At 70.4% G+C, this 10,776-nt stretch carries 15 protein-coding genes; all 15 read right to left on the bottom strand.

Annotated elements, in window-relative coordinates; genetic code table 11:
- Positions 1–65: 65 nt before the first annotated feature.
- The 15 genes from ABCR83_RS16810 to ABCR83_RS16740 all read right to left on the bottom strand — a co-directional run bounded on the left by ABCR83_RS16810 (position 66) and on the right by ABCR83_RS16740 (position 10,637).
- Complete coding sequence (locus tag ABCR83_RS16810; protein ID WP_462695833.1) at positions 66–1,517, bottom strand: ATP-binding protein; 1,452 nt, start codon at positions 1,515–1,517, stop codon at positions 66–68.
- Positions 1,514–2,422 (bottom strand): bifunctional DNA primase/polymerase, encoded by a 909-nt coding sequence (locus ABCR83_RS16805; RefSeq protein WP_462695832.1) that lies wholly within the window; start codon positions 2,420–2,422, stop codon positions 1,514–1,516. Before ABCR83_RS16805 ends, ABCR83_RS16810 begins: the two co-directional genes overlap by 4 nt.
- A gap of 266 nt (positions 2,423–2,688) precedes the next feature.
- Positions 2,689–4,740, bottom strand: a complete 2,052-nt coding sequence (gene traB, locus ABCR83_RS16800) for a plasmid transfer protein TraB (protein WP_462695831.1) — start codon at positions 4,738–4,740, stop codon at positions 2,689–2,691.
- 37 nt (positions 4,741–4,777) lie between these two features.
- On the bottom strand, positions 4,778–5,347 hold the full coding sequence (gene traA, locus ABCR83_RS16795; RefSeq protein WP_462695830.1) for a plasmid transfer protein TraA: 570 nt from the start codon (positions 5,345–5,347) through the stop codon (positions 4,778–4,780).
- Positions 5,344–5,868, bottom strand: coding sequence for a hypothetical protein (locus ABCR83_RS16790; RefSeq protein WP_462695829.1), 525 nt, complete (start codon positions 5,866–5,868; stop codon positions 5,344–5,346). The genes traA and ABCR83_RS16790 overlap by 4 nt, the downstream gene beginning before the upstream one ends.
- Positions 5,868–6,542 (bottom strand): GGDEF domain-containing protein, encoded by a 675-nt coding sequence (locus tag ABCR83_RS16785; RefSeq protein WP_462695828.1) that lies wholly within the window; start codon positions 6,540–6,542, stop codon positions 5,868–5,870. Before ABCR83_RS16785 ends, ABCR83_RS16790 begins: the two co-directional genes overlap by 1 nt.
- Positions 6,539–6,850 (bottom strand): hypothetical protein, encoded by a 312-nt coding sequence (locus tag ABCR83_RS16780; protein ID WP_462695827.1) that lies wholly within the window; start codon positions 6,848–6,850, stop codon positions 6,539–6,541. Before ABCR83_RS16780 ends, ABCR83_RS16785 begins: the two co-directional genes overlap by 4 nt.
- Positions 6,847–7,773, bottom strand: a complete 927-nt coding sequence (locus ABCR83_RS16775; protein WP_462695826.1) for a DUF2637 domain-containing protein — start codon at positions 7,771–7,773, stop codon at positions 6,847–6,849. Before ABCR83_RS16775 ends, ABCR83_RS16780 begins: the two co-directional genes overlap by 4 nt.
- Entirely contained in the window at positions 7,770–7,940 is a 171-nt protein-coding gene (locus tag ABCR83_RS16770; RefSeq protein ID WP_462695825.1) for a hypothetical protein, read from the bottom strand. The genes ABCR83_RS16775 and ABCR83_RS16770 overlap by 4 nt, the downstream gene beginning before the upstream one ends.
- Before the next feature lie 90 nt (positions 7,941–8,030).
- A complete protein-coding gene (locus tag ABCR83_RS16765) occupies positions 8,031–8,237 on the bottom strand; it encodes a hypothetical protein (RefSeq protein ID WP_462695824.1) in 207 nt (68 codons plus the stop codon).
- Positions 8,238–8,242: 5 nt separating this feature from the next.
- Entirely contained in the window at positions 8,243–8,719 is a 477-nt protein-coding gene (locus ABCR83_RS16760; protein WP_462695823.1) for a hypothetical protein, read from the bottom strand.
- Positions 8,716–9,468, bottom strand: a complete 753-nt coding sequence (locus ABCR83_RS16755; RefSeq protein WP_462695822.1) for an exonuclease domain-containing protein — start codon at positions 9,466–9,468, stop codon at positions 8,716–8,718. Before ABCR83_RS16755 ends, ABCR83_RS16760 begins: the two co-directional genes overlap by 4 nt.
- A 115-nt stretch (positions 9,469–9,583) precedes the next feature.
- Positions 9,584–9,826 carry a hypothetical protein gene (locus ABCR83_RS16750; protein WP_462695821.1) on the bottom strand — a complete coding sequence of 81 codons (243 nt, stop codon included), beginning with the start codon at positions 9,824–9,826 and terminating at the stop codon, positions 9,584–9,586.
- Between the two features lie 107 nt (positions 9,827–9,933).
- Entirely contained in the window at positions 9,934–10,308 is a 375-nt protein-coding gene (locus ABCR83_RS16745; RefSeq protein WP_462695820.1) for a SpdD-like protein, read from the bottom strand.
- On the bottom strand, positions 10,305–10,637 hold the full coding sequence (locus ABCR83_RS16740; RefSeq protein ID WP_462695819.1) for a WhiB family transcriptional regulator: 333 nt from the start codon (positions 10,635–10,637) through the stop codon (positions 10,305–10,307). Before ABCR83_RS16740 ends, ABCR83_RS16745 begins: the two co-directional genes overlap by 4 nt.
- Positions 10,638–10,776 lie beyond the last annotated feature (139 nt).

Raw genomic sequence — 10,776 nt, 5'->3', positions numbered from 1 at the left:
AACTCGGCATCGAACTTCCGTCTCGTGTTCGCCATGACTCCCAACTTCCCTTGCAGTCACGGTCTCTACGCTACGAGGGGAAGGCCACCGATGGTGCGCAGAGCGGGGGCAAGGCGCTTGAGCTGTCCGGCTGCCCGAGTGGGGTCCTTGGGCCACTTCTTGGGGAGCTTGTCGGGCGCGATGACGGCGTCCAGGAGCTGGGCCGCGGTGAGGGAGACGCCGTCGCGACCCGAGGCGCGGACGAGGTCGACGACGGCTTGGGCGAAGGGTTCGCCGTCGAGGACGTCGGCGACGGCGTCGGCTGCGGTGGCTTTGTAGGAGTCGAGGGTGCTCCAGCCGGTGACCTGGTCGACGGCTGCCAGAACGCGGGCGAAGTCGGCCATGCGGGGGCGCTCGGCGAGTTCAACTTCGGGGAGTGCTTTGAGGACTTGGGCGAGGAGGTCGAAGAGCGAGGCGAGGATCGCCGGGTGGGCGTCGGCGTAGGCCCGGTCGAGCTCGGCTTCTTCGCGGCGCTTGTGGTCGGGGATGAGCTGGAGCTCGATGGTCAGCAGGCGCTCGGCGAGGTCGCCCGCCAGGGCGCCGGCGTCGATGGTGGTCATGGCGAGGACGCGGCGGAACTCGAGCACGACGACGTCGTCATCGGTGTACAGGGCGCGGTCGACGATGCCGTCGCCGGTGACCGCCCGGCACAGGGCGTCGGAGAGCCAGTCCGGGACGACGGAGACGTTGTCCAGGCACAGGGCCCAGGAGTTGAAGGCCTGCACGGCCCAGGACTTCAGGTCCCGGGGTGCGGTGCGCTTGGGGGCGCCGGACGGGTCGACGAGGCCGATGACCGTCTTCGCCGCATAGGACTTACCGGTGCCCTGCTCGCCGCGGAAGGTGAGGATCGGGTGCGGGAGATCGGGGATGAACGCGGCGATGAGCCAGGCAACCAGGAGCCGGAAGCCATCGTCAGTGGTGTTGAGCAGGTCGCGCAGGCGGGCCAGTCCGTCGCCGTCGCGTACGGGCTCGGGCAGCGGTTTCATCGCGCCGGAGCGGCGGAAGACGACCGGCGATGCGGGCAGGCGCTGCCAGCCGTCGGGGCCGATGGTCACACACCGGCCGTCGGTGGTGCCGAGGTCGACGATGATGCGTTCGCCGTGGCGGGCGATGCGTAGTTGCGGGGTGCGGGGGTCGGCCATGGCGGCGACTCCTTCCAGGACGGTCATGGCGTCGGCGAGGGCCGACTGGGCGGGGACGGTGCCGTTGTGTGTGTCGGTGAAGACGCGGGCGAGCTGGGAGCGCAGGCCGGCCTTGCCTCGCAGCGGGAGGGCGATGTTGGGGCCGCCGACGGTGACGGCGTAGGGGCGGCCGTCGTCGGACATGAACAGCTCGTAGCGTTCGCGGGCGAGAGCGGCCAGTTGGGTTGCCTGGGAGGGGCCTTTCTTGTCCGGGTCGACGCCGTTGTTCCGGAGCAGTTCTTCGGCGAGGGAGGCGGTGTCGGCCTGCTGGTGGGGGATGGTGGCGGCGGTGCTCAACAGTGGCTCCGGGTGGTACGGGCGGCAGAGTCGACGGTGGCGCGTGCTTCGTGCTCGTCCAGGCCGACCAGTACGGCGGCCTCGATGAGTGCGGCTGCGAGGCCTTCGGTGTCGGGGCCGCCTGCTTCGTAGGCGCGGCAAGCGGCCCAGTAGAGGCGGTCGTTGCGGCCGTTGCCGTCTTTGGCCTCCGCGGTGGCATCCAGGACGTAGCGGATCAGTCCCTTGGCCTGGCGGCCGGATGTGCCGAGACCGGAGGGCCGTAGGTTTCGCCGGGCAGGTTCGGGCGGGGTGAGCAGCTGCAGAAGTTCCGGCGGGACGGGACGGATCTCGGCGTGCTCGTGTGCCGGGGCGAGGGTGTAGCAGCCGGGGACGGTCAGGGAGCCGGGGCCGACGAGGTAGCCGCCGGATCCGCGGATGTCGATGCCAGGGGCCAGGCGGCCGACCGAGTTGGGGATGCGTACGTCGGCGGGGCCGGACAGCCACAGGTGCCGGCCGCCGCTCGGGGTGGCGACCGTCACGGTGTCGGGGACGGCGAAGCCGTGCCGGGCGGCCAACTCGCCGAGTGCCTCGATGCCGTTGGTGCCGTTCTTCACGTCCAGGTCGAGGCCGATGAGGTGGTGCGGCGGCTGGCCGCAGGCGATGCCGTAGCCGGTGGCCCAGGGAGCCGTGGCGAACAAGGCCTCGATGGCGGCAGGTTCGGTGGTCGCGTCGTGAATGCCGTGCCCGATACGGCCGCACTCACCCCGACAGCGTTTCCTGTCGCCTGGTTCGTCGCGGTGGGGTGAGCGGACCGCAGGGAGCTTGGTACGCGAAAGCGGGATCACGGACAGGCCGTTTCTGGCCGCATCGAGTGCATATTCCAGTGCCGTTGCGTTCGCGGGGCGACAGGATGCTGGGTAGCGCATCACGCGGTATCTCCTGTGTTCCAGGGAATGAGGTCGAAAAACCCGGCATTCGCGTGCCTCTCCTGCTGCGGAGGGGCGTCGAGCAGGCTGTGAGGTCGGCTCGGCGGCGTGATCGTGAGCGCGTGCCGGGGTCGGGGCGGCGGGGTGTCAGGGGTGTCAGGCCGGGGGTGTCAGACGCGTCTGACGGGGGTCGCGCGCACGTATGACCCGTGCGTTGGGGCCCGCGGCCGTCAGGGGTGTCAGACGCGTCTGACGCGTCAGGACCGTCAGGCGGCCTCGTCGTCACGGACGATGCGGTACTCGCCGGTCTCTGCGGTCTCGGCGAGGCGGCCGGCCATGACAAAGGCGGCGACTTGGCCGGAGACCCAGGAGCGGGAGCGGCCGTGGCGGTCGCAGTGTTCCATGAAGTCTTTCGGTCCGACGATGGTGCGGCCCTCGGTTTCGAATTCGTCGAGGATGTCTTCCATGACCTGTCGGGCCTGGCTCGCGGAGATGTTCTCGCGTGGCTTTGCCGGAGAGCGCTCGGCAAGCTCAACAACCTGGGAAACGGTGGGGAGTTCCTTTTCCGGATCGGCGTCGTCGACGTCCTCGTCGTAGGGGTCTTCGTCGTCGCGCGGATCGTCTTCGTCGCCGTATTCGCCTGGCCCGTACGGGTCGTGGTCGTGATGTGTCATGGCGTCCTCCCTGGGCTGGTTGTCGGTGGTACCGGGCAGGGGGTAGCGGGTGCGCTGAGTGAAGAGGCGCCCGGCGGCACGGGCGGCTGCGTCGGCGGTGACGGGGTCGAGGGCGGCGCGCTGATCGGCGAAGGTGATCACGACCCACTCGAGGTACTCGCGCGGGGTGAGGTAGGAACGGGCCGGCATGGGCCAGAAGGTCTCGGGGATGCCGTTGGCGACCAGGTAGCAGTAGCCCGGCTTCTTGTCCTTCCAGATGTGCGGGGCGGCGCCCGCGTCGAGGACTTCGCCGTCCAGGGCGAAGCCTGCGTCCCGGTCGCTGCGGACGCCGAACACCCAGGACGAGCCGAGGGAGGCCCGGGTGTCGGTGGACACCTGGTTGCCGGAGGCACGCTGCATCGAGACGACCAGGCCGACGCCGGCGGAGCGGGCTTCCTGGGCGATGCCGGTGAAGACGTCGTCATCGGTTTCGCGAATGGTCTTGGCAGCTTCCTCGAACCAGGCCAGCAGGTAGGGCATGCCCGGGGAGCCGTCGGCCTGTGTACGGGCGCACTCGCGGACCCATTGCTTGTAGCCGTACTTGGCGAGCCAAGCTGTGCGGGCGGGGATGACCGCGTGCAGGGCCGCGAGCATGGCCTCGGTGGACTTCATGTCCAGGGCAGCCCAGTCGATGGCGGGAAGGACCGGACCGAGGGTCTGTTCGGCCTTGGCCGGGTCGGAGGCCCACACCATCACGTCCCGGCGGGTGAAGACCTCCCCGAGCACGGTGAGCCCCCCTTCCGATTTGCCGGAGCCGGTCATCCCCATGACGAGCAGGTGCATGGCATTGCGGCCGGTCGCCGGGTCACCGGGGAAGTACAGAACGGCGTCAGTGCCGTCCTCATAGATGCCGGTGTGAACCGGGTCGGCGATCGACCCTCCAGGGTGAGAGGGCCCAGGGCACGGAACAGTGTTCTTGAGCAGGTCGTGCGGGACGATCGTCAGCTGTGCCCGAGCAGCCGAGTCAGGATCCGGCTGCACGCGGACACCGTTCTTGGAGACATCCAGGGCGCTGGCCAGCAGGGGCATGGCCTTGGTGACGTCGTCGGAGGTCAGCTCCCCACGCGGCAACTGCAGATCGAACGTGGCCTTGTTCGGCGCCACTTCGCTGCGGACGATCTGCGTCTTGGCAAGACCGACCTTCTCCAGCAGTCCGCCGTCGCCGGCACCCGGGCCGGCGTCGGGGTTGCGGCGCAGGACCTGGCGGATGTTCCAGGAGAGAGCCAGTGAAGGGGCGCCGATGTAGTAGAGGTTGGCCAGCAGGCCGTTGCCCGGGCCCGCGATGGCTGAGGCGGTGAACCAGCTGGAGGCGCAGGCGACGCTGATGGCGCAGTGCAGGCGCCTCGAGGAGCTGGTGGGCTTGCCCGCCCGCCAGGTCACGCCGGTGAGGGCGACCGAGGCGAGGGTCAAACCGGCTGCGGCTGCGGCATTGTTGGCCCAGTGGCTGTGGGCGGGCGTGGCGGCCAGGCCGGTCCCGGCCGCCACGAGCCACGGGGGCATGTGCGGCTTGACGCGGTGCAGCAGGTACTCGAGCACTCCCCCGCTGCCGGACGCGGAGCGCATCTGTTCCTCGAGGAGCTGCTCGGGGTTGGGCTGCTGGGACACGGCCTTCGGCCTCCTTCACGTGCGGGTGGTGCGGCTGTCAGCCGTTGAAGTCGAAGCGCCGGCCGGAGGGCCGGTGGCGCTGACGGGTGCGGTAGGGGGCGAGTTCGGGGTCGAACTCGCGCTGGAAGGCGGCGTAGGTCGCGGCCAGGTTCTTGGCGGTGTCGCGGGACTCGTCGGCGGCCTTTTTCAACTTCCGGGACACACGGCGGGCCCGGGTTCGGGCGCCGAAGGGGTGGCCTTCTGGGTCCGGGACCTCTTTGAGGACGGCGTTCAACACCTCGGCTGCGGTGGCGAGTTCGAAGGCGAGCTGGATGAACAGGCGCCGGCCCTTCTCGCAGTAGTTGCGGATGTCGACGTTGGAGAAGAACTCCGGGTCGGCGAGCGGGCTGTGCATGCCCGCCTGCTCACGACCGTCGCCGCGGAAGAACCCGGAGCCTCCTCCCCTGCCGCCCCTAGCGTTGCCACTGTCGCCCGACTCGCCGAGGTGGAAGTGGTACTCGCGGCTGCGATTGGTGGTGCGGTAGCGGGTCTTGCCCGCGCGGCGGGCGTCCTCGTACCCATGGTTGGCGCCTTGCGTACCGCCGAAGCCGTTGGGCGGAGTGGTCATGAGCGGGACTCCCTCGGTGTCTCGTCAGCCGGATCGGCAGCGGGGTCAGGGACGGGGGTGCGCAGACGGAACCAGGCGATGTGCGCGGCGACGGCCAGCAGCAGCCAGAGCAGCGGCAGCGGCCCGGCCGTCGGCCCGTACGCCACGGAGGCAGCGGCCCACACCCCCGCGACAAGCCACCCACCGGCCAGGAAGTAGCGCCACGACCTGATCTGGGGACCGGCCGGCGGCAGGTGCCGTGCGGCCCACACCATCCAGCCCACAGCCGCCAAGGTCACCAGGACCGGGAGAAACCAGGCCTGCGGAGCAAGAGCGTGTGCAATGGCTGCCGTCATCCAGCAGGCCAGGCAGGTGGTAGCGGGGACGAAAGCGCGACGGCGCTTCCACAGCGCGCGGCCAATTGCCGCCAGGGCGCGTTCGGTCCAGGTGAGTTGATCAGGGACGACGAGCACGACCGGGCCCTGACGAGAGAAGCGACGCTGCTTGGGGATACGGACGGTCGTGGTGTGCCGGCGGTCCATCACGAGACCTCCTCCTGGGGCCGGGGCGGCAGGGGCAGGGAGGTGTGCGTGCCGCGGCGGCCTTTGCGGCGGCCTGCGGCCGTGGGGTAGACGTCGCTGGGGGCGGCGAACCGCAGACGCGTGCCGAGCTGCTTGGCGCCGTACATGGCTTCGTCCGCGCCGCGCATTAACTGCGCGAGCTTGGCTCCGGGGCGGTCGCAGGCACGGCAGATACCGACCGATGCCCGCGGTTTGAGGACCGTGGTGCCGGTGTCGACCGCGTCGGACAGCGCGTCGTTCAGGCCCCACCAGTGCAGTGCGTTGTCGTGCAAGTCGGTGTCGGGTGTCAGTCGGACGACGGCAGCGAACTCATCGCCGCCGAGCCGCGCGGCGAACCCGCCCTGCTGCTCGCACCATGCTCCGAGGCGCCGGCCGACCTCGGCCAGGACTGCGTCTCCTGCGTGGTGCCCGTGGCTGTCGTTGGTGTGCTTGAAGTCGTCGAGGTCGACCATGAGGACGGCGGCGTCCGGGTGCTTGACGGCGCGCAGGGCGCGGGTGGTGAATTCGTCGCGGCACATCAGCCCGGTCAGCGGGTCGGTGCGGGCGGTGCGCAGCCTGCGGGTGAGGAAGAGGGCGTGCGCGGCCCATCCCAGTACCGGGGCGGCGATCGGCAGGGCTTGCAGCAGGGGTGTCACCGGTTGCTCTCTTTCGCGGAGTCAGCGGGGACGGTCGGGGTGTTCTCAAGGCGGCGGGCGAGGCGGTCCAGCAGGAGGGCCAGGCCGTAGGCGGCTACCAGGGCTGCGGCGCCGATGCTCATAAGCAAGGGCAGGTGCTGAAGCTGCTGCCGTCCGGCGGTGAACAGGTGGGTACTGAGCAGGTCGTCGGCTGCGATGAGCAGGAGCAGGACGCCGAAGATGCTCAGCGTCGTGTGGAGTGCAGTGGCGGTGCGGCGAGCGGCGAGTGCGGCTCGCTCGCGCTGAGGCGGGGTGAGGCGGGTGGTCATGCTGCGGGCTCCTCTTCGAGGCCGGATTCGGGTGTGGTGTCAGGGCTGTTCACGTGCAGGTCTTCGGTGCCGTCCGACTCGTGCTGTTCGGGGACGGGCACGAGGGCGGGCGTGGGCGGGAGTTCGGGTTCGGGCTGGGCGGCGGCGTCGCGGATGCGTCCGGCGCGGCCGGTGCCGATGCCGTAGGTCTTGATCAGCCAGGTCGCCGAGGCGTCCGCGCCGTCGGCGATGCGCTGGCGGGCTGCGGCAATCAGCTCGTCGTCGGTCTTGCCAGGCGGCAGTGCCCGCCGCTGGGCCCGCCCGGCTGCCGTGCGGCGGGCCTGCCGTCGTTGCGAATGCTCCGGCACAGCAGACGGCTTGGCGGGTTCATCCGGCCGGGGTGCTGTCGTGTCATCGGTGAGGGGCTGCTGTGGGCTGTCAGCAGGGCTCTCGTCGGCGGGGGTGTCCGGAGCCTTGTCGGTCGCCGTGTCTAGGGAGCTGGTGGCAGGGGTGTCGGTAGCAGGGGGCAGGGCGCGCAGGTGGGCCATGTGGACGAGCAGGCCGAGGACGACCGGCGGGATCGCGGAGACCGCGACGATCAGCGGCCAGGACACCGTGATCACCCCTGCCGCCGCAGCGTGGTCGACCGCGTTGCCCGCAACCGACAGCCCGATCGCACCGATCGCGTTCGCCTTCGCCCACGCACGAGCCGAGCGGTTGGGAGTTGAGCGGCCCAGCCACACCCGCACGGCCGTCATTGCGTACGCGTCGAGGGTCAGCGGCAACAGCCACGACAGCCAGGGCCGCCAGCCCGTACGGACCGCCAGGTCCTGCAGGGCCGCGTAGGACGAGGCAGCGGCGGCCACGCCGACCGCGCCCATCCCCGCGTACACCAGCCGGTCCCGGCGGGCAATTGGGGCCGCCTGTGAGGTGCCCGTGGTCACTGCACGTCTCCGATCTTGGCGGGCCTGGTGTAGTCCTCGCGCTCCAGGTCCGGGTCGATGTCGAGGAACTGGTGCCGCTGCTCGGCGAATTGGCCCTCGCGGTAGGCGCGGGGGTGCAGGTGGCGGTAGAGGCGGTGTCGCAGTGCGGCGGGCAGGACGTGGCGCATGAGAGGGCTCTCCCTCTTGGCGAAGCGGGTGGGTGGGGCCCGCCCGGTGCGAACTCGGCAGGCGTACCGGGCGGGCGATGGTGGCGGGACCTACAGACCGTGTCCGCGCTCGTAGTTGGCGATGACCAGGGAGACGAGATCGAAGGAGGAGGCGTACCCGGCGTAGCGGCCGGCCGTGTCCCACACGTGCCACCGGACGGTGAAGTGACCAGAGCCGCGCGTGCCGACCACCAGGTAGCCGCCGGAGTGGATCACGGGATCCACGATGGTGACGTCGGAGGGCTGGGGAGAGGCCATCGCGCTCAGTCCTCCGCATCCTCGATGGACGAGAGGCAGGAGCCCGTGCAGACGTCGTGCTGTGCGTCCAGAACGAGGGTCAGATCGTACTCACCGCGGAGCAGGGTCTCCGCGTAGCTGCCGCAGGGACACGGCCTCAGTAGGAACAGGTAGTCCAGGAGCTCAACGCTGTCCCATAGGGTGCTGTGCATCAGGAACATGCCGCTCCCGAGGTATGCCACAGCCATCGGCCGGGGGCATTCGTCTCCGCTTGGGTAGCCCTGCCATGCATCCGCGGGCAGGACCTTGACCAGGGTGTGCCCGAACAAGCAATCGATGTAGTCGAGTGCGAGAGTCTCCGCGGTCAAGCGCTCACGTTCCTCACGCTCCCGCCGTGCGAGTTCCTGGGCCTCGTCGACGTACGACCGGTGAGCAGCAGCGAGCTCGCGCAGGGCGGCCAGACGGTCGACGGCGTCGCCTGTCGTGGTAGTGGCGGGTGTCATTGCTGTTCTCCCTTAGGGGAGTTGGCGGGTGTGGTGGTATGCGGTACGCAGGGCCAGGCGGACTCGACGCATGCGGTGGGATTGCTGCGGCGCTGGTAGGCCTGCAGGCTCGCGGCCTGCTCGGCGGCGCGTGTGACCTGCAGCCGGTGCAGGTCAAGCGGGTCCATGGCGCCGAGCTGGGGGTAGGTGCGGCCGAGCCGCCAGGCCAGACGTGCGGCGGCGAATGCGTCACCGGTCGCGTCGTGCCGCCCGTCGTGCCGTACGCGCCAGTGCGTGCACAGGTCAGGGAGCCTGCGGGAGCCGCGCCGGTAGGGCTGCACCTGCTTGTCGATGACCAACGGATCTACGACCGGGGCGAGTTCGCGCTGCAGGAGCCGGTCGAGCAGCGGCACCAGGTCGTACCGGCGGCACTCGCGGTCCAGCAGCGTCAGGTCGAACCGAGCGTTGAAGACGACCAGCGGATGCCCGGCATCCATCAATCGCGTCAGCTCGTCGCTGATCTCCTCGATCGCCGTTGCCGCATCGCATCCCTTGGCGCGGACGCGCTCGGTGGTAATGCCGTGCACCGCGACCGCAGCGTCCGGGACCTCCACCCCGGGGTCGACGAGCCAGGTGGCGACCTCGGGTTCCTCTCCGCCGCCGACCACGACCACGGAGGCCGCGACAATGCGGTCCGCATCCCAGTCGGTGCCAGTGGTTTCCGTGTCGAGGGCGATCAGACGGCCGTCAGGCCACGGAACGGCGCTCACCGGAGGCCTCCTGCCATACGGGAGCTGCAGGTGTGGGTGCGGGCGGCGCGGCGGCCGGCGTACGGGTTGCGGTAGACGCGGCGCCAGCCGCAGGCGGGGCAGCGAGTCCGGGCGCTCACGCGACCCGCCTCCCCACGACCGGCGCATCGAGGACGTCCAGGGCCTGGTCGGTGAGCTGCGGAACGTACTCGGGCAGCGCGCCGAGCTCGTCGAGGGCGTCGACGAGGACGTCCAGCGGGTCCGCCTCGCCGTCCCAGTACGCCGACACCGCGGTACGGGCGGCGGCCAGGAGTTCGGCATAGTGCTGCAGCGCCACCAGCTGGCGGCTCAGGTGCGTGTTCTGACTCGTCTGGGGCATTGGAGCTCAACCTCCTTGGAGGGACGGGCTGTCGGGCCCGTTCGGGCAGCGCGGATCACCGCAGGGCGTTCGGGCTCGACAGCAGCAGGAATGGAGATGAGGACAGATCAGCGTTCGCGCGTCTCGCGCGAGGACTGCTCGTTGCCGAGCAAGGCGCGCGCCACCATGGCGACGACGGCGAGCGCGAGCGCGGCCACCGCAGCGGAGACCGCGACGACGGCAACCGACAGCAGCAGGGCCACCAGGACGACGCCCACGGCCAGTGCACCGCCCGCGCCCACCGCAATTGCTGTGCCGGGTGTCCATCGGCCGGCGCCTCGCTCGGCGGGGGCGTGGTGGGAGCAGTGGCACGCGGCGCAGTGGTGGTCAGGGGTTCGGGGCACGGGCACCGGGAAAATCTGCTGTCCGTAGCGGTCGAAGACCGGGGTGACAGGCAGACGGTCGTCTGGCGTCGACGGCTCGTGCGGGAGCGGGACGTTCATGCCGCACGCCCCTGACGCCGCTGCCGCTGCACACGCTGGCGCTCTCGTGTGGTCAGACCGCCGAAGATCCCGAACTTCTCGCCGTTGGCCAGGGCCCACTCCAGGCAGCGGGTTTTCACCGGGCAGCGACGGCAGATCCTCTTGGCGAGCCAGACGTTCGCCTCCGCGCCGTCGAAGAACACCTGCGGGTCCGTCCCGGCACATGCCGCGCCGTCCAGTACGACCAGGTCGACACCCAGCACCGAGGAAAGGCCGGACCAGCCCAGCTCGAGCACCTGCTGACGCGAGCAAGTCCTGCCCAGCGCCGTGCGCGGACGAAGCGAGGCCATCTCAGCGCACCTCCGCACGCTCGACACGCGAGGCGGGCGACCACTCGTGACCACAGGAACCGCACATCTCGCGAGCCGCCGTACGGCACCGGGAGACCTGGACCCTGCGACCGCACCGCGGGCAGACGGCGGCACGGCA

The organism is Streptomyces xingningensis (assembly GCF_054957865.1).
Note: the sequence above shows the minus strand (reverse complement) of the source record. Positions and strands in the feature narration are given on the sequence as shown.